The organism is uncultured Mucilaginibacter sp. (assembly GCF_913773635.1).
GTDB lineage: Bacteria > Bacteroidota > Bacteroidia > Sphingobacteriales > Sphingobacteriaceae > Mucilaginibacter.
Genome location: NZ_CAJYGQ010000011.1, coordinates 1 through 17,790, shown reverse-complemented (window position 1 = coordinate 17,790; position 17,790 = coordinate 1). Strand labels below are relative to the sequence as shown.

General features: G+C 41.4%; 17 protein-coding genes. 11 read left to right on the top strand and 6 right to left on the bottom strand.

Features of this window, described 5'->3' with window-relative positions; translation table 11 throughout:
* Positions 1-122 precede the first annotated feature (122 nt).
* Entirely contained in the window at positions 123-722 is a 600-nt protein-coding gene (locus QZ407_RS13440; RefSeq protein ID WP_295771940.1) for an RNA polymerase sigma-70 factor, read from the top strand.
* A 58-nt stretch (positions 723-780) separates the two neighbouring features.
* Here QZ407_RS13440 and QZ407_RS13435 read toward each other — a convergent pair whose 3' ends face one another.
* The 3 genes from QZ407_RS13435 to QZ407_RS13425 form a co-directional block, all read right to left on the bottom strand.
* Entirely contained in the window at positions 781-1,608 is an 828-nt protein-coding gene (locus QZ407_RS13435; RefSeq protein WP_295771938.1) for an AraC family transcriptional regulator, read from the bottom strand.
* A gap of 3 nt (positions 1,609-1,611) precedes the next feature.
* Complete coding sequence (locus tag QZ407_RS13430; protein ID WP_295771936.1) at positions 1,612-2,583, bottom strand: aldo/keto reductase; 972 nt, start codon at positions 2,581-2,583, stop codon at positions 1,612-1,614.
* 116 nt (positions 2,584-2,699) lie between these two features.
* A complete protein-coding gene (locus tag QZ407_RS13425; protein WP_295771934.1) occupies positions 2,700-4,247 on the bottom strand; it encodes an FAD-dependent oxidoreductase in 1,548 nt (515 codons plus the stop codon).
* A gap of 200 nt (positions 4,248-4,447) precedes the next feature.
* On the opposite strand from QZ407_RS13425, the gene QZ407_RS13420 reads away from it, so the two are divergent.
* The 4 genes from QZ407_RS13420 (at position 4,448) to QZ407_RS13405 (ending at position 7,253) form a co-directional block, all read left to right on the top strand.
* Positions 4,448-5,002, top strand: coding sequence for an RNA polymerase sigma factor (locus QZ407_RS13420; RefSeq protein ID WP_295771932.1), 555 nt, complete (start codon positions 4,448-4,450; stop codon positions 5,000-5,002).
* A 251-nt stretch (positions 5,003-5,253) separates the two neighbouring features.
* Positions 5,254-5,403: a hypothetical protein gene (locus tag QZ407_RS13415; RefSeq protein ID WP_295771930.1), complete on the top strand. Its 150-nt coding sequence runs from the start codon at positions 5,254-5,256 to the stop codon at positions 5,401-5,403.
* 119 nt (positions 5,404-5,522) lie between these two features.
* Positions 5,523-6,320, top strand: a complete 798-nt coding sequence (locus QZ407_RS13410) for a prolyl oligopeptidase family serine peptidase (RefSeq protein ID WP_295771928.1) — start codon at positions 5,523-5,525, stop codon at positions 6,318-6,320.
* A 78-nt stretch (positions 6,321-6,398) separates the two neighbouring features.
* Positions 6,399-7,253, top strand: a complete 855-nt coding sequence (locus QZ407_RS13405; RefSeq protein WP_295771926.1) for a DUF4156 domain-containing protein — start codon at positions 6,399-6,401, stop codon at positions 7,251-7,253.
* Between the two features lie 100 nt (positions 7,254-7,353).
* On the opposite strand, the gene QZ407_RS13400 is transcribed toward QZ407_RS13405, so the two are convergent.
* Together QZ407_RS13400 and QZ407_RS13395 are read right to left on the bottom strand one after the other, a co-directional pair.
* Positions 7,354-8,703, bottom strand: a complete 1,350-nt coding sequence (locus QZ407_RS13400; protein ID WP_295771924.1) for a hypothetical protein — start codon at positions 8,701-8,703, stop codon at positions 7,354-7,356.
* Positions 8,704-8,872: 169 nt separating this feature from the next.
* Positions 8,873-9,787, bottom strand: coding sequence for a DUF4886 domain-containing protein (locus QZ407_RS13395; protein ID WP_295771922.1), 915 nt, complete (start codon positions 9,785-9,787; stop codon positions 8,873-8,875).
* Between the two features lie 248 nt (positions 9,788-10,035).
* On the opposite strand from QZ407_RS13395, the gene QZ407_RS13390 reads away from it, so the two are divergent.
* The gene (locus QZ407_RS13390) at positions 10,036-11,796 is read left to right on the top strand and encodes an alpha-L-fucosidase (RefSeq protein WP_295771920.1); all 1,761 of its coding nucleotides are present in this window, start codon (positions 10,036-10,038) and stop codon (positions 11,794-11,796) included.
* A gap of 671 nt (positions 11,797-12,467) precedes the next feature.
* On the opposite strand, the gene QZ407_RS13385 is transcribed toward QZ407_RS13390, so the two are convergent.
* Positions 12,468-13,355 carry an AraC family transcriptional regulator gene (locus QZ407_RS13385; RefSeq protein ID WP_295771918.1) on the bottom strand — a complete coding sequence of 296 codons (888 nt, stop codon included), beginning with the start codon at positions 13,353-13,355 and terminating at the stop codon, positions 12,468-12,470.
* A gap of 187 nt (positions 13,356-13,542) precedes the next feature.
* On the opposite strand from QZ407_RS13385, the gene QZ407_RS13380 reads away from it, so the two are divergent.
* The 5 genes from QZ407_RS13380 to QZ407_RS13360 form a co-directional block, all read left to right on the top strand.
* Positions 13,543-15,219: an altronate dehydratase family protein gene (locus QZ407_RS13380; RefSeq protein WP_295771916.1), complete on the top strand. Its 1,677-nt coding sequence runs from the start codon at positions 13,543-13,545 to the stop codon at positions 15,217-15,219.
* Positions 15,220-15,230: 11 nt separating this feature from the next.
* Positions 15,231-15,995, top strand: a complete 765-nt coding sequence (locus tag QZ407_RS13375) for an SDR family oxidoreductase (RefSeq protein WP_295771914.1) — start codon at positions 15,231-15,233, stop codon at positions 15,993-15,995.
* A gap of 4 nt (positions 15,996-15,999) precedes the next feature.
* Complete coding sequence (locus QZ407_RS13370) at positions 16,000-16,854, top strand: fumarylacetoacetate hydrolase family protein (protein ID WP_295771913.1); 855 nt, start codon at positions 16,000-16,002, stop codon at positions 16,852-16,854.
* Between the two features lie 21 nt (positions 16,855-16,875).
* Positions 16,876-17,664, top strand: coding sequence for an SDR family oxidoreductase (locus tag QZ407_RS13365; protein ID WP_295771911.1), 789 nt, complete (start codon positions 16,876-16,878; stop codon positions 17,662-17,664).
* Positions 17,665-17,667: 3 nt separating this feature from the next.
* Positions 17,668-17,790, top strand: a 123-nt coding sequence (locus tag QZ407_RS13360; protein ID WP_295768368.1) for a (Fe-S)-binding protein, incomplete at its 3' end; no start/stop codon positions are given.

The following is a 17,790-nucleotide window of genomic DNA, read 5'->3' as shown; positions in this document are numbered from 1 at the left end:
ATGAGTGTTTTTATAAAAAATTAAAAAAAATTTAAACATTAAGCTAACATTTGTGTGTAGCACTGTATCCTTTAAGTTTTTTTAATAAATTTGGTTAATAACACCCCAAATTTTAAACACTGTTGGCCCGACTTACGGAGATAATTGAGCATGAACTGGTGGAACGTTTGCGTAATGATGACGAAACTGCCTTCAATTTGCTTTACAAGCACTACAGCAAGCCAATTTATACACGTATAGTTTACCTTGTTAAGGATGCCGATGTGGCCGATGAGTTATTGCAAGATCTTTTTTTGAAAGTTTGGTCATACCGCGGCACACTGGCTGCCGATAAGTCTTTCCAGGCTTATTTATATACCATTGCTCAAAACCTGGTTTACAATTACTTTAGAAAGGCTGCAAGCGAACGGCTGCTAATAGAAGCCTTGCTTAATAAAAGTGAGACTGATGAACTGAACGGGGAAGACATTTATCAGAACAAACAGGTAGGGCATCTTATTCAGCAGGCTGTTGAACAACTTACACCACAGCAAAAACAGGTATTTACTTTATGTAAGATAGATGGTTGTAGTTACGAAGAAACGGGACGTATATTAGGCATAAGCGTTCCAACCGTAAACTCTCATTTAACTAAGGCGTTGCAAACAGTAAGGGTTTATTTAGTAAAACACCGTGACTGTGCTTATCTGCTTTTAGGTGTTTACTTGTCAGGGCGCTATTAAGTGAATACAGAATTTCAACCAGTCAAACCAATACCTCTCGGAATGTACTAAGTTTAATTTATTGCAATACGGAAGTATTACCGGCATAATTGGGCGAGTAGCCGAATTTCTTTTTAAATGAAAAAGAGAAATGAGAAAGGCTTTTAAAGCCCAGATCAAGATAAATAGCTGTAGGTTTTTTTCGCTTGCTTTCGATAAGGTATTTTGCAGTGTCCAGCCTTTTTTCTTGTAACCAGTGGCGCGGTGGCGTACCAAAGGTTTTTTGAAAATCGCGTTTGAAGCCGGCTAAACTACGCCCGGTAAGTTGAGCAAACCTTTCAACCGGCACGTTGAAATGAAAGTTACTGAGCATAAACTTTTCAAGATCAATTTTATGTGGTTCAGAAAAGTCGAACAAAAAGCTGCGCAGGGTGGGAAGAGCCAGCAATAATAATTTGACCACTTCCTTTACCTTCAAAATGCCAAGTTCATCAGTCATTGCTGCCCCCGCCGCACGTGCATAGGGTACAATAGACTGAAAATATCCCTGCAAAAACTCATTTGAAGGAATTATAAAGTTTTGCTGACCATTATACTTGTGGCGCTCGTCAAATTTTTCCTCTAATGCAATGGTGCGCAGCAGGTTCTCTTGCAGAGAAATTACTATTGTTTCATAATGAGCGCCTGGTAAAGGCATTTTAGTAAGTGCGCCTACCTGATTTTTACCAATCAAAAGCATTTGACCCCCGGTAATAGACATTGTTTGCGCTGAAGTTTCAAGCGTAAATTGTCCTGATACCTGAAGTATAAGTGTATGGTGGTTCCAAAAACAAACTTTCTCTCTGCGCTCGGCAGAGAGATAAGAGTAAAATATAACGCCCGGAAGAATCTCTTGTGGACTGGTCATTTTTTAGCGTTGCAGGTAAGTGCCGCCAAGTATAGCGCCTTGTGCAAAGGTATTGTTTAGCGTATTCATTTCATCGGCTGTGAATGTAATATTCATGGCCTCCATGTTTTCGGGCAGGCGAACACGTTTGCTCATGCTTACTAATGGCATAATGTTTTCACCCTGTTGATTTACCCAGGCAATTGCTAGCTGTGTAGGGCTGCAGTTTTTGGCTTGAGCGGTCTCCTTCAAAATATCAACCTTTTGCAGGTTATGCACCAGGTTGCTGCCTTCAAAACGTGAGAAGTGTGCGCGGTAATCGCCCTCTGGCAGTGGTGCCTGCATGTCGCCGGTTAATAAACCTTCGGCCGTATTTGCAAAAGCAACCACGGCAATACCTAGCTCTTTTGCTGCCGGTAACAAATCGCTTTCAATTTGCCTGTCGGCCAGTGAATAGCCAATCTCAAGAGCACTAATAGGGTGCACGCTGTGGGCTTTGCGAAGTTGACCGGCCGTAATTTCTGATACACCAATGTGGCGCACTTTGCCTTCTTTAACCAAATCGGCAACTGTTCCTATAATATCCTCTACAGGTACGCTATCATCCATACGGCTTGGCTGGTATAAGTCAATGGTTTCAATGCCTAAGCGCGTTAATGAATAGTTGATGAAGTTTTTGATAGCTATAGGGCGCAAATCAAGCCCAAGCCACTGGCCGTTATGAAATATGGCGCCAAATTTTACGCTGATGAACGCATCATCACGACGGCCCTTGATTGCTTTTCCAATCAACATTTCGTTGTGGCCGGCACCATAAAAATCGCCTGTGTTTAAAAAATTTATACCAAGGTCTAAAGCTTCATTAATGGTGGCTATGCTCTCCGCCTCGTTAGGAGTGGGGCCGCCCCATATTGATGACATGCGCATACAGCCCAAGCCAAGTTTTGAAACCATGGGACCGTTGTTGCCTAGTTTAATATTTGCAATGTTTTTCATAACACAAATATCAATGACAGCTAATAGTTGAAGGTTTCGTGTACGGCTCAAAAAACATGCTCGTACGGCTCACTCAATATAGTGAAGATAAAAGTGTTAATACCGTTCATTAAGTGTTAAGCAATAAGTTTGGCTGCTTCCTGTGCGCAATTCATACCATCTATAGCTGCCGAAATAATACCACCTGCATAACCGGCACCCTCGCCGCAAGGGTATAATCCTCTTACCTGCGGGTGTTGCAGCGTATCACGGTCGCGCGGTATTTTTACTGGTGATGATGTGCGCGATTCAACACCAACAAGCAATGCCTCGTTAGTGTAATAGCCTTTCATTTTTCGGCCAAAAGCAGGAAGGGCCTTTTGGAGTCGCTGGTGTATCCACGCAGGCAAAACATCTTTTAAATCGGTACTTTTAACACCGGGCAAATAGGAGTTTTTAGGTATATCGGCAGAAACCCGCCCCTCAACAAAATCAATCATTCGTTGCCCCGGAGCAACAAGATTACCGCCGCCAGCGGTAAAAGCAACCTGCTCAATACTTTGTTGAAAACGTAAAAGCTTAAACGGATCGTTATCATTACCGGCGACATCTTCCAGGTTTATTTGCACTACCGTGCCCGAGTTTGCAAATGGGTTATTACGTTTACTAGGGCTCCAGCCGTTAACCACAATTTCGTTAGGCTCGGTTGCGCATGGTGCAATGATGCCGCCAGGGCACATACAAAATGAAAACACCCCACGTCCATCCACCTGCTCAACCAGGCTGTAGTAGGAAGGAGGGAGGTATGGCCCGCGGGTATCGCAGTGGTATTGCGCCTTATCAATAATTTCCTGCGGATGTTCGATGCGTACACCCAGAGCAAACGGTTTAGCCTCAACCAGTATATTTTGCCGGTGCAACATTTCAAACACATCACGCGCCGAATGGCCGGTTGCTAAAATAACAGCATCGGCACTAAATACTTCTCCTGTGGCTGTTTTAACACCTGTAATTTTATCAAAACTGGTTAAAACTTCAGTTACCCTGGTATCAAATATAAACTCGCCGCCTGCATTAAGTATGGTTTCACGCATGGCAGTAATAATTTGGGGAAGTTTGTTGGTGCCAATATGCGGCCGGGCATCAATCAATATATCTTGATCGGCGCCATGTTCAACAAACATCTTAAGCACCTGGTTAACATCACCTCGCTTGGTTGAACGGGTATATAGCTTACCATCAGAATAAGTGCCTGCTCCGCCCTCGCCAAAACAGTAATTAGACTCAGGGTTAACCAAGCCCTGCTTGTTGATGTTGGCTAAATCGCGGCGGCGTTGTTTTACATCTTTGCCACGCTCCAAAATAATAGGTTTGCAGCCATCTAGAATACATTGCAATGCGGCAAAAATGCCGGCAGGTCCGGCGCCTACAATGATAACCGGCTTTTTATTGGTTACCGATGGGTATTGAATGTTGTATACATCAGGGATAGCAGGTTCATTAACAAACACCTGCACATGCATACGGTAAACCACATTGCGGCCACGGGCGTCAATTGAACGTTTGCGTATTTTTAAATCGGTTATATGCTTTACCGGTACGTTGAGCTTTGTAGCTGCCAGTTGCTTTATGGCTTCTGCATCTTCGTGCTCATGGGGCTTACATACAATCTCAATTTCTTTCATATTCATTAAGCCGGGTTTTTATCCCGGATGCTGCAAAGTTACATATTGTGCGTTAAGTGTAAAAGTGTTCGGACGTATGCAAAAAGCGTTCGTTTACGTACGCTTTTTGCATGATGATATAAAATAAATAATTAATAATCAGTACTTTATGTAATTGGTGTTAAAGTTGGCATAGGTGTATCAAATAAAACGATAAAGCCATGATAACCGAGCAAAGCTTAAACCGTATATGGGAAGGATGCCTGAACAACGAGCGCAAACAGCAGGAATTGCTATACAAACTATTAGCTCCGCGAATGCTGGCCGCCTGTATGCGTTACGCATCAGACCGTGATGAGGCACAGGATATTATGCAGGAAGGTTTTATAAAAGTTTTTAGCAGTATGGGTAAATTCAGGGGTGAAGGCAGCCTTGAAGGATGGATACGCCGTATTATGGTGCATTGCGCTATATCACGGTATCGCAAGCAAAAGCCGGTATTACTGGCTGATGAATTACCTGAAGGGGTTACCTTAAGCTATAACGAAAGCGGGCTGGAGGCAAAGGAGCTGCTTAAAATGATAGAGCAGCTGCCTGATAATTACCGTAATGTGTTTAACCTTTATGCTATTGAAGGCTATTCGCACCAAGAGATAGGTGCTGCTTTAGGCATAAGTGAGTTACTATCACGCACAACATTGCATAGGGCACGTGGTGTTTTAAAAGACAGACTGAGCCGTCTTAACGGTAGGGAAATGCATAAACTTGCTTGTTAAAATGTTTTTCGTTAATGGCAATGTTCTTAATAATGAGTTCTTTTTTGTTTTAAAAATTTTCATTATTCACATATTTATAAAATACGGCCCCATGATAAGCAACACCTTGCAATATTAACTTACTATTAACTGCTAACGTTGCCACAATTGTAAAAATAAACTTAGATTAAAACTATCATATATTTTTAGAGTATTTATTGCTTACTTTGTATAAATAAAATGGTTTGTTTACTATTTTAATAATTTAAGCCATGAAAACATTATCTACCGAATTTAACGCACCTAATTTAGAACCAAAAAGCAAGGCAGACAGCTTGTATTTACTAGCTATGATGGCAACAGTATTGATACTTTTTGTATTTGCGTACTATGACCAAATTGCTGCTCGCTTATTAGGATAATTATCCTAAGGTTTAAAGCTATCTAACTGCCTTACTTATGGTTAGATAGCTTGTCAAAATCCTTTGTAACCATTGGTTATTATTGATAAACTTTTGCAGTTTTGCATAGTTATCATTGTATGGCCAAAAAACATTTTGCACTTTTATTAATGGTTTGTACGTGCTGCCTCAGCCAGCTAAACGCACAATCATTTACTGATTTCAAAAAAGAAGTATACCAAACTTCAAAAGATACGTTAGCTTACCGTATCCTCTATCCTGAAAACTTCAACCCTCAAAAAAAATACCCTGTATTATTTTTCTTGCACGGCTCGGGCGAGAGGGGTAATGATAATGAAGCGCAGCTACGTAACGGCGGGCGTGTTTTTCTGGATGAAAAGTTTCGCAAGCAGCATGATGCAATTGTAGTTTTTCCTCAATGCGCTAAAGAAAGTTTTTGGGCTAATGCAATAATTACCCGTAACGCCAAAAATAATGCACCTACCTCTATAGTATTTACAACCAACAAGCAAGCTACCTCTGCCATGCACGCGCTTGAAAGTTTTGTAAAGCACATGCTTAAGGAGGACTACGTAAATACTAAACAAGTATATATAGGCGGCCTTTCAATGGGTGGCATGGGAACCTTCGAGCTTTTATGGAGAAAGCCGAAAGTATTTGCTGCTGCCTTTGCCATTTGTGGTGGGGCTCATCCTGAAACAGCTAAAAAGTACGCGCGTAAAGTGCCGGTGTGGATTTTTCACGGCGCAAAGGATGACATTGTGCCGCCAATGTTTTCCCAGCAAATGTTTGATGCTATAAAAGCCAATGGTGGCGATCCTAAACTTACCATTTATCCGAACGACAATCATAACAGTTGGGATAGTGCGTTTGCTGAGCCCGGTTTATTTGATTGGTTATTTAGTCATCAGAAGTAAAAATATTTTGTGAAATATATGTGACAACAATTTTTAATTAAAGCTTTATAAATATATTTAGGCCATTAATAACCTTTTATGTCACCAAAAACCAAAATTTACATCACAATTGCGCTATCAGTACTTGGGCTTACATTGCACCAGCAGGTTAAGGCTCAAGCGCTGGATACTATTTACTTAAATAATCAAAAACTAGCCTGTAACGTTAAAGAGGTTTTACCCGATGCGGTAAGATATGCGTTTCCTGGAGAAGACGTTGTTAACTCGGCTTACAAAAACAGCATACAAAAAATTGTTTTTAAAAGTGGCAGGGTACAAACGTTTTCAGAGTCAACATCTTTTAAGTCTGTAGCTAAGGTGAGTGACTTTGAAAATGTAACAATTAGTAGCCTTGAAAGCGAAATTCAGGGTTTATATAAACTTGGTGAAGTTACTTCAAAAGCTAAAGGAACTACAGTAATCTCAAATCAGGAACGTGTTAAGCAACGTGCATATCGTAAGCTTAAAATACAAGCTGCTATGTTAGGTGCAAACATAATTTATCTTACAAACCAGCGTACAGAAGGAAATAAGTATGGTGGTTATTTCCAAAGCGGATCATCAGCCGAAACTAATTTAACAGGCATTGCATACTCAAACTCTCTGCCTGATTTGGAAGCCTTCAAAAAGCTTATCGGGTCAAAAACAGACTTTAACACATCTTGGCGCAGTAAGCTTTGGGCTAGTGATAGCGATGTATCTACAGATGTGTACATGACACCATTTTCTATCAAAGAAATTATTAATGAGAACGGGATAATTATGATTGAAGGAAAATTGGGAGACGGAACAAAAAACACCCGCTTCCAATTAGCAAACTTTACGAATGATACCTTTAGCATAGCATATAAAGACAAAAGCTCGGCCTACAACATTGTAGTTTCGCTTAAATAACATCCTCTATATATGTTGTGATGAAAGGCCTTTTCCAACTATTTGGAAAGGCCTTTTCTCTAGAATCTTAATTATGCTAAGAGCGCAATCGTATCCTACGTCAGGGAGATGCATTAAGATACTTTTTAAAAAAAGAATATAGTTGGTTTAATGATTCTGCAGTATGCGGAACTGAGTGTCCTTTGCCATAGTTTACAAGTAAAGACGTGGGTGTTTGTAAGGCATCCAACTTGTTTTTAAAACTCATTATCTGGTCATGGTAGTACTTATCATCATCGGTATTATAAAAAAATAATACCGGTGGGGCAGTTGATTGTACGAGGTGGGTGGCGCCCATTGATTGCCATAGCGGGTAATTTGTGCTTAACTCTCCCCATGCCCAAATGCAGCGGGTTTCTAAATTGCTATCGCCATCGTTTAATGAGTTATAAATTTGAGTATAATCAAATACACCCGGGCCTAGCGCGGCGGCCTGTATTTGTGCAGATGTACCCAGGCTAAACCCTGCTGTATCAATATTTGCTACTTTTTTATCACCAATGGCCATTGATCCTGCTGTTGAACCGCGCGAAAAGCCGTACAAGCCAATGTTGCCCGATAAGCCTAATTTGTTGCCAACTGCACGCAGTGTGCGTACTGCCGACCTTACTTTGCGAGCGGCATCAGGGTTAGTTTCGTAAGATTTATATGTGTCTTCGCGCCCGTTAGCAGGTTTGCCTTTTCCCCACGGACAGTATTTAGGATGATCAGCAATTGCCCAAGCCATACCATTTGCCGGCAATCCCTCTAAAAATGAATCGTTGAAAGCCGCCAGGGTATATTCCAGTTTAAGTCTTTGATTTTTGAACTGGTCGGTTAAAGTCTTTTTGCCGGCATCAAAATGTGCATAACTATTACTGTATGAGAGTGACAATACAACCGGTACTGCTTTAACTGGTTTAGCCGGATAGATGATATCCATACACAGGAAATCGCCGTCTTTATATTCTGCCGGAGTATTGTAAACCGAGGGGTCATCTTTAAAATAAGGGACATTACGCATTAGCCGATAGCCCTCAAATAGCACATAGATTTGTTCGTGCGAGCAATCTGTATATCCGCAAAAGCTTCCTTTGGCAATAGCCTTATTAATGGCAACAATGTCGTTGTTAATGTAAGGAGATACAGCAAGTTTGTTGCCGGTGTAATTAAGCTCAATTACCCTGTATCCTTGAGCCAATAGCCATGCAACATTTTTTTTGTTACTGTAGCGGCCAATCTTGGTTGCGTTAAGGTTTTCGAGGTAAACCACCGTTGTTATATTACCGCTATAATCTTTCAAAGGTAACTTTGCTTCTGAAGCAATATAGCTGATGGTGCCGCCTGTTACCTCGCTTTTCCAAACACCGGTAGCTGCTATTGAGCAAACAGCCTCCAAAGAAAACAACAACAAAAAAATATATCTGGCCATATGTTTAAAACAGCTTAATTCGGGATATAAGTATAAGCCCTAAAAATATTGCCTTTTTAATAGTTATTGGACAAGGGGTTATTTGAAACTTTTAAAGTTTCAAATAAAAAGGAGTTACAAACTATCTGGCTCAATGTTGCGGCAATAAAATCAGCCTTAAAGCTATTTTCTATTTTAAAGTGGCATCAATTTTTGCTGCTGTTTGTCTTAAAAATTCAGCAAAATTATCTGGTACCGGTTTAGGTTTGAACTTAACCCTGGTTGGCTTTTGCTTTAAAACAAATCTGTACCAAACCAAGCCTGCCAGGTAGCAGCCCGCTTCATTGGCATGGTTAGGGTCAAAGTTTAATTTTTGATCTTTTGACCAGTTGTAACCTACGTTAAGGGAGTTTAAATCATTTGGTAGTTGCGGGTATATTGCCTTATTGGGTATAAAGGTCGAATCCTTTACAAAGGCCCATGTTTTATGTGTTGATACCTTGTAAAAAGCATCTCCGGATGGAATAATGGACAGACCGCCTAATTCGTTAGCGAACTTACGGTATGAGGCGCGCGATTTACGCCACATTTCTTCCATGTTTTTAGCTTTTCTTCCTTCGCCTGTTTGTCCCCAGTTGATGGCGTCGGCCCGGTAAGCCCAGGTTTGGTGAATCATAACTTTTGCATCAGGCTGATATTGTTTAATAAGCTGTAATAGATTTTGTGCATAGGGCTGGTAAGTAGACCAGTCGCCAGATAGCAAAGAGTACTGCTGTAGCGTTACTATATCCCACTTTTGAGAGCGCAACAATTGCCTTAATGACTTACCATTATATGCAAGTCCGCGGGTTGAATCAGCATTGTTAATTAATACAGAATCCCAATGGCGTTTTAAGGAACACCCACCCATCTCTGCATGGCCAAGTATTAAGTTAATTTGAGCCTCATTGGCCATTTGCGGCAAATATCTCGATGCGTTTTGTGAAAAACTGTTGCCTATAAGCAGTACTTTGAAACTGCGTGCTGACTTACTTTGCGCAGTAACATGCAAGCAGTTAAATACAATGATAAGCGCAGCAATTTTTATTCGGATAAGTTTATTCATAGCGCAATAATACATTGCAGCTTTTAATCTTTCATCAATAAAAATACTATTTAATGATGTTTGATGGAGATGTAGTATTAGTCAAAAACATTAATCATATTGATAAGTGTAAGGACGGTAATTATGGATACGTAGACTTAAACTTTTACTCTGATTATTTTAAATATAAGTCTGTTTTGAACAACTAATTGACCTGATTATTTACTTTTTTTATCGCAAGAAAATATTAAGCGCCAATTAGCTAATAAATGAGAAGTACTACAATAATGCTTATGCTATGGCTTGCCGCAAGCAGTAGTTATGCACAGCAATCCGGCAATAAGAAATACAGGTCCAAACATCAGCCTATTCCCGCAATACCTTATGCGCTCGCATTGGATAGCATTAAGATGGGCGATAGTAAAGCCTTTCCTGAACAACAATTAAATATTCCTATTGCAAAAGGCCCCTTTGAGCCAAACTGGGCGTCTATTGAAAAAAATTATCCGGGTGAGCCCGAATGGTTAAGGGAAGCCAAATTTGGTATTTGGGTGCATTTTGGCCCGCAGGCTTCGGGCGAAAGTGGTGATTGGTATGCACGCAGAATGTATGTTCCGGGAAGTACTGCCTATAAAAACCATCTGGAAAAATACGGTCACCCCTCTGAATCTGGTTATAAGGATATATTGAAGGATTGGAACCCCGAAAAATTGGATCCTGCTAAATTAGCCAGAATATATAAAGACGCAGGTGCACGGTTTCTTATGATTCAGGGCGTTCATCATGATAATTACGACCTTTGGAACTCTCAATATCAGCCCTGGAACTCTGTTAACGTAGGGCCTAAACGTGATATTATAGGAGAATGGTCAAAAGCAGCAAGGGCTTCGGGAATACGTTTTGGTGTTACCTTTCATCATGAGTATACCTGGTGGTGGTGGCAAGCCGCCTTTGGCAGCGACACCCAAGGCCTTAAAAAAGGTGTGCCTTATGATGGAAATCTTACCCTTGCTGATGGTAAGGGTAAATGGTGGGACGGACTTGACCCGCGGCTTTTGTACGGTATTGACCTCCGCCAGTATAAAGGGGTTGCTGCCGCTGCCAAATCAGCCTGGACTCCGCCCGCAGCCGGTATATTTTCCAGGCATCTCTCTTATGATAAATGGTACGCAACAAACTGGGCGTTACGCATGATGGATGTAGTACAAAATTATGATCCTGATTTTATTTATACCGACGGAACTGTGCAAGGTCCGTTTACAGGGGATGGTACCGGCACAGGTTACAAAGCAAACGCCATGCAAACAGTAATTGCCGACTTTTATAACCGCACGCTTGCCAAACGTGGCAAAGTAAACACTTTCAGTGTGGTGAAATTCAGAAACAACACCAATGGTACAGTAACTACCGAAGAGTTTGGTATACCAGCTAATATTAAGACTGACCAGCCCTGGATCGCCGAAGTTCCTGTTGGCGACTGGTTTTATGCACCGGGCTTTACATATGATTCGGGTATGATGATTAAGTATATTATTGAGGCGATTGCCAGGGATGGTAATGCTGCTATCTGTGTCTCTCTCTTACCCAACGGATCTTTGGACGAGGGTAGTCAAAAGATGCTGAGTGAAGTTGGTGTTTGGATGCGACGAAATGGCGAAGCGGTATATGGTAGCCGTGCCTGGGTTATACCCGGAGAAGGCAAGGAAACAAACGGAAAAATTAAAATGTTACCGGGTGGAAAACTGGAACGTAAACAAGCTGAATTTAAATTTGATGAGCAGGACTTTCGGTTTACAGTTGGTAAAAACAAGTCACTGTACGTATTCAGTATGATGGTTCCTGATGCCGGTTCGGTTTTAAACGTAAAGTCTTTAGGCATAGATGCTAAACATTTGGGACGCCCTATAAAAAATGTAAGTATGTTAGGTTATGACGGTAACTTAAAGTGGGAGCAAACTAACAGTGGGTTAAAAATTACTTGTCCGGGTATGACAAGTCTTTCTACATCAGTCGTTTTTAAAGTTGATTAAAGTGATTTTAGCTTTAATTGAAAGTTATGCTATCACGTATACTCAGATTTGAGTGTTTGCATTTTGAAACAATTACTAAATTCTAAACTCAAATTGACAAAACTTTTAAACAAAGAAAGCCTCTCAGATTTCTCTAAGAGGCTTTTTCTTTCTTGGGTAGAAGAAAGCGGACAAAAGTCGAACTTTTTAATTGATACTGAAGACGTTATAGGCAAGATTGAAAGTTTAAATAATAGAAGCTGTTAGGTCCAAAGATTTCACTTGGTGATCTAGCATATTACCAGTAGCTGCTCCAAGGATTAGTCGGTTCAAATCCAATTTTTGTTTAAAGTAAGTATATGCGTGGACTACAAAACAATGTAACATCAAACGTTCTCTTAGAGAAAGAATACAATAGATTGATTAACAACGACACATCAAATATTTAATAATAAACCGGACACGTTTCAATACAACCTGCATGTTGTTTTATAAATTCCCAGCTTACTTGGACTCTTTTCAAATTCTTGAGTCACTAACAATTAATAACACTGTTCTTACTAAATTAGAAGCAACAGAACGAATTATATTGTTTTTTTTAACATCTTGTCACGACCTATAAAATCTAAACCATCAACAATTAGCCCATTTTCTTCAAGCTAAGTGATTGCCCTACTTGACTTTCAGGCCGCTCACCGATTTGCCATACGATCAGTTCTTATATAATCATTTTGATAAACCAGTGGTGTTTTGCCTGTAATTTTTTTGAAGGCTTTGTAAAAGTTTGCAAAATTATTGAATCCACTTTCGAAACATATTTGCTGAATAGAAAGCTTATTCTCAATTAACAGACGACATGCAACACCTACTTTGAAATCTATCAGAAAGCTGGAATAAGTTTTGCCTGTATGCGTTTTAAAATACCGGCAAAATGAATGAGGGCTAATATTAGCAACCGATGCAATTTCATCAAGGGTGATAGGATTCATATAATTGGCTATAGAATACTCGTAAATCGTATTGATTCTTTCTTTTTCAGTCTGCTGCAAACTAGGTGCAAAGCCAACTGAGGATAAATAAATAGTTTCATTGCTTCCAGCAATACATTCCAGTATTTCCAATAGTAATAGGATACGCATCAATGACTCAGCTTTAAGCAACATATGCATAAGCGCTGCTACTTTGTTTCTCGTTTCACCTGTAATCTTGACACCCCGCCTAGCCCTGTCCAGTAAATCCTTTATCAGTTTACTCTCAGGTAGTTGCAAAAACTTCTCCCCCAAAAAGTTTTCCTTAAAGTGTGCTACTGTAATATCCGCTGAGATAGATTGGTTGCCAGAAAATTGCGAATCATCAAACCGCCAGTAGTGCGGTAAGTTAGAACCCAAAAGTACTATATCGCCATGGTTAAAGTTGCTTATGTGGTCGCCTACAAATTGCGTTCCTGTACCCTTTTCTAAGTAAATTAATTCAATTTCAAAGTGATAGTGCCATTTATTATTAAAAAAAGGGATGGTGTCACGTCTGACGCTGAATGATTGAGCAGGTCCGGTAGCAACTCTGAGTAGATGCGGCTTCATATTCAGTTAAATTATGCTTGATTTACAACAAAAGTTACAAAGCTAATTTTAATTTGCTAATTAAGTTGAATAACCAGGCAATTACATAGAAAGTTATAATTGGTTAAAGTTCTTTATTTGCCCTGTAACCGGGTAGGTACAACCTTAGATAGCCAACAAAACCGTCTTAATAATCAATCTAATGTTTATGGATGAACATCGTAGTACAGATAGGCCAGCCTATCTTCAACTTCACAGGGATGACAATGCCTGGATTGCATTGAAAGATCTCAAAGCCGGGATGCAGATTGACCATGAAATGGCAAAGATAACTTTGTCAACTGAAATTCCGGCCAAACACAAGTTTACTATCCAAGATCTTAACACGGACGATGAAATTTACATGTACGGTGTGTTGGTGGCAAAAGCCGCTGTACCCATTAAGCAAGGTGATCTGCTTACTATTGATAACGTTTATCATGCAGCAAAAAGCTTTGAATTAGGCACGCGTAACACATTGTGGGATAAGCCCGCAATCAGTGAATTTGAGAACCGCACCTTCATGGGCTTTTACCGTAGCGATGGATCTGTAGGAACCGCCAATCATTGGTTGGTTATTCCATTAGTGTTCTGTGAAAACCGCAATGTTAACGTGCTCAAAGAAGCTTTATACGCAAAGTTAGGATTCGAAAAGCCTAAGGGATACGAACAGGAAGTAGATTCACTTATCCGCATGTATAAAAACGGCATGCCCGTTCAGGATATTTTATCTGCCAACTTTCATAGCAATTCAAGTACGCCGGCAGAAACAGAAAGACTTTTTGCAAACATCGACGGTATTAAGTTTCTAAACCATGAACTGGGTTGCGGCGGAACAAGAGCAGACTCCGATGCACTTTGCGGCCTGCTGGCAGGTTACATTACCCACCCCAATGTGGCCGGGGCCACGGTGCTCAGTTTAGGTTGTCAGCACGCACAGGCCAGTATCTTGAGAGAAGAAATTCAAAAGCGCGATCCAGGTTTTAATAAGCCGCTTATTGTGTTGGAACAACAGCAAATAGGTACAGAAAGCAAACTTATGGAAGAAGCGCTGAAGCAAACGTTTGCAGGTTTAATACAGGCCAACCAACAGGAGCGCCAACCAGCGCCTTTATCTAAATTGTGCATAGGCCTTGAATGCGGAGGCTCTGATGGCTTTTCGGGCATTTCGGCTAACCCGGCATTAGGCTACCTGTCCGACATGTTGGTAAGCCTTGGCGGAAGCGTAATCTTAGCAGAATTTCCGGAATTATGCGGAGTTGAGCAGGAATTGAGCGACCGCTGTTTAGATGAACCGTTGGCTGATAGATTTATGCAGCTTATGCGCGACTATAATGCACAGGCAGAGGCAGCAGGATCGGGATTTTACGCTAACCCTTCACCGGGCAACATCCGCGATGGCTTAATTACAGATGCCATAAAATCTGCCGGAGCTGCAAAGAAAGGGGGCTCTTCGCCCGTGGTAGACGTGCTGGATTACCCCGAAAAAGTTACACATGCCGGTCTTAATTTACTATGTACTCCAGGTAGCGATGTAGAAAGCACCACAGCAGAAGTGGCGGCGGGCGCTAATATAGTTTTGTTTACCACAGGCCTCGGAACGCCTACGGGTAACCCGGTTGCCCCTGTTGTTAAGCTATCAACCAATACCAATTTATACCAACGAATGCCCGATATTATCGACATTGATTGCGGCACTATCATAGACGGGCAGGAGTCTATACCCGAAACTGCTCATCGCATACTAAATTATGTGATTGATGTAGCCAGCGGCAGGACAAGGCCCAAGGCGGTAATGCTGGGTCAGGACGATTTTATACCCTGGAAAAGAGGGGTTTCACTTTAAAATTAATAATCATGTTTAGTTTACAAGGAAAGCATGCTGTTATTACAGGAGGCGGCAGCGGAATAGGGCGTGCCATAACCAAGTTATTTGCCGAAAGAGGTGCCGTTGTGAACATTTTAGATGCAGACATACGTGCAGCAGAAAGCCTGGCCGAAGAACTCAGGAACGATAATATGGCTGCAGCTGCTTACGACGTTAACGTTACTGTTCAGGAGCAGGTAGAAGCTGCGTTGCGCAGTATTGGCCGGGTAGATATTTTGGTTAATAATGCCGGTATTGCACATGTAGGCAACGTAGAAAAAACGCAGGAAGCCGATTTTGAGCGGATCTTTAACGTGAATGTACAAGGTGCCTATAATTGTTTTTACGCTGCTGTACCCATCATGAAAGCACAGGGCGGGGGTATTATTGTAAGTATGGCATCCATTGCCTCTTGGGTGGGCATTGCCGACAGGTTTGCTTACTCAATGAGTAAAGGTGCCATTCATGCCATGAGCATGTCTGTTGCCCGCGATTACCTGGAGTATAACATCCGCAGTAATACCATTTCACCGGCACGTGTGCATACCCCTTTTGTTGATGGGTTTATTGCCAATAACTATGCCGGCAAGGAAGCCGAAATGTACGAAAAGCTGTCTAAAAGCCAGCCTATAGGCCGTATGGCCCGCCCCGAAGAAGTGGCTGCACTGGCGTTGTATCTGTGTTCTGATGAAGCGTCTTTCATCTCCGGGTGCGACTATCCTATTGACGGAGGATTTATAAAATTGAATAACTAATAGCATGAAATTAATCAGATTCGGGAAAGCCGGTAGCGAAAAATCCGGCGTTATTTATAGAGGCAACAGGCTGGATGTTTCTGCATTTGCGTCTAACTACGACGAGGCATTTTTTGAAAACGACGGTTTGGTACGCCTTGAAGAATATGTTAAAGCCAATCATGTAAGCTTGCCTGTGGTTAGTTACGAGGAGCGTTTAGGATGCCCGGTGGCACGGCCGTCGAAAATTGTATGCATCGGCCTTAACTATGCCGATCATGCGAAGGAAACCGGAGCGCCATTACCAACCGAGCCGGTTATCTTCATGAAAAGTACAACCGCTATCACCGGTCCTAACGATGAAATCATGCTACCCAAAGACTCAGTTAAAACCGATTGGGAAGTAGAGTTAGCCGTTGTCATGGGATGCAAAGCCTCTTATGTCACCGAAGCGCAGGCCGAACAATGCATAGCCGGTTACATGCTGCATAACGATGTGTCTGAGCGGGAGTTTCAACTCGATCGTAACGGAACCTGGGATAAAGGCAAAGGCTGCGACACCTTTGCACCTTTGGGCCCTTATCTGGTGCGGCCCGATCAAATTAAAAACATCAATAATTTGATGTTGTGGTTAAGCGTCAACGGTAAAATGATGCAGAAAGGCACCACTGCTAATCTGATCTTTAAAATTCCGTATCTCATTTCTTATGTTAGCCAGTTTATGACTTTGCTGCCAGGTGATATAATATCAACAGGTACGCCCGCTGGTGTTGGGCTTGGAATGAATCCGCCTGTATACCTAAAACCTGGCGATATTGTGGAGCTGGGAATTGAAGGCTTGGGCGAACAAAGACAAACTGTTCAGGCATTTAAGCGATAAGCTGATCCTAATAAATTTCAGATGAAATTATCTTTAGAAAATAAAATAATTGTCGTTAGCGGCGGGGCAAAGGGCATAGGTAAAGAAATATGCAAAGTATTGGCACAGGAAGGTGCCGTGCCGGTAATTATTGACAGATGCGAAAAGGATAACCTTCAGGCACAAGAGGAAATTGCGAGAACCGGCGGTAACGCTTTTCAAATTGTCGCAGAACTTACAAAACCAGATGCTTGCCAAAATGCGATTAATATTGCAATACAGCGCTTTGGCCGTATAGACGGCTTAGTCAATAATGCCGGTCTAAACGATGGAATAGGCCTTGAGAATGGTAGTTATCAAGGATTTATAGATTCGTTGCATCGCAATCTTATACATTATTATCTCTTAGCACATCACGCCCTACCTGAGTTGAAAAAAACCAATGGTCCTATCGTAAATATCAGTTCGAAGACCGCGGAAACAGGTCAAGGAGAAACTTCTGGATACGCAGCGGCAAATGGAGGACGTAATGCGCTAACACGTGAATGGGCTGTAGAGTTACTTAAATACAGTATTCGGGTCAACGCTGTTATAGTAGCAGAGTGCTGGACGCCTCAATATGAAAATTGGGTGAATTCGATGTCTGACCCTAAGCTAAAATTGAAAGAAATTACATCAAGAATTCCTTTCCAGCATCGCATGACTACTACTGAGGAGATAGGTAATATGGTGTGCTTTTTATTATCTGAAAGATCTAGCCATACAACAGGTCAACTTATTCACGTTGACGGTGGATATGTACATTTGGATAGAGCATTAATCAAAGAATAATAGATGCGTGTAGGTTTATTTGTACCGTGTTATGTCGATCAGTTTTACCCTGGTGCTGCCATTGCTACCCTGCAATTGCTAGAGAAGCTGGGCGTAGACGTGGTATATCCCAAAAACCAAACTTGT

Excerpts from the sequence above, each read along its gene's own strand:
- QZ407_RS13390 (WP_295771920.1), top strand. The coding sequence starts at position 10,036 with ATGAGAAGTACTACAATAATGCTTATGCTATGGCTTGCCGCAAGCAGT.
- QZ407_RS13375 (WP_295771914.1), top strand. The coding sequence starts at position 15,231 with ATGTTTAGTTTACAAGGAAAGCATGCTGTTATTACAGGAGGCGGCAGC.
- QZ407_RS13435 (WP_295771938.1), bottom strand. The coding sequence starts at position 1,608 with ATGACCAGTCCACAAGAGATTCTTCCGGGCGTTATATTTTACTCTTAT.
- QZ407_RS13425 (WP_295771934.1), bottom strand. The coding sequence starts at position 4,247 with ATGAAAGAAATTGAGATTGTATGTAAGCCCCATGAGCACGAAGATGCA.
- QZ407_RS13365 (WP_295771911.1), top strand. The coding sequence starts at position 16,876 with ATGAAATTATCTTTAGAAAATAAAATAATTGTCGTTAGCGGCGGGGCA.
- QZ407_RS13385 (WP_295771918.1), bottom strand. The coding sequence starts at position 13,355 with ATGAAGCCGCATCTACTCAGAGTTGCTACCGGACCTGCTCAATCATTC.
- QZ407_RS13370 (WP_295771913.1), top strand. The coding sequence starts at position 16,000 with ATGAAATTAATCAGATTCGGGAAAGCCGGTAGCGAAAAATCCGGCGTT.
- QZ407_RS13395 (WP_295771922.1), bottom strand. The coding sequence starts at position 9,787 with ATGAATAAACTTATCCGAATAAAAATTGCTGCGCTTATCATTGTATTT.
- QZ407_RS13380 (WP_295771916.1), top strand. The coding sequence starts at position 13,543 with ATGGATGAACATCGTAGTACAGATAGGCCAGCCTATCTTCAACTTCAC.
- QZ407_RS13400 (WP_295771924.1), bottom strand. The coding sequence starts at position 8,703 with ATGGCCAGATATATTTTTTTGTTGTTGTTTTCTTTGGAGGCTGTTTGC.
- QZ407_RS13415 (WP_295771930.1), top strand. The coding sequence starts at position 5,254 with ATGAAAACATTATCTACCGAATTTAACGCACCTAATTTAGAACCAAAA.
- QZ407_RS13420 (WP_295771932.1), top strand. The coding sequence starts at position 4,448 with ATGATAACCGAGCAAAGCTTAAACCGTATATGGGAAGGATGCCTGAAC.
- QZ407_RS13405 (WP_295771926.1), top strand. The coding sequence starts at position 6,399 with ATGTCACCAAAAACCAAAATTTACATCACAATTGCGCTATCAGTACTT.
- QZ407_RS13410 (WP_295771928.1), top strand. The coding sequence starts at position 5,523 with ATGGCCAAAAAACATTTTGCACTTTTATTAATGGTTTGTACGTGCTGC.
- QZ407_RS13430 (WP_295771936.1), bottom strand. The coding sequence starts at position 2,583 with ATGAAAAACATTGCAAATATTAAACTAGGCAACAACGGTCCCATGGTT.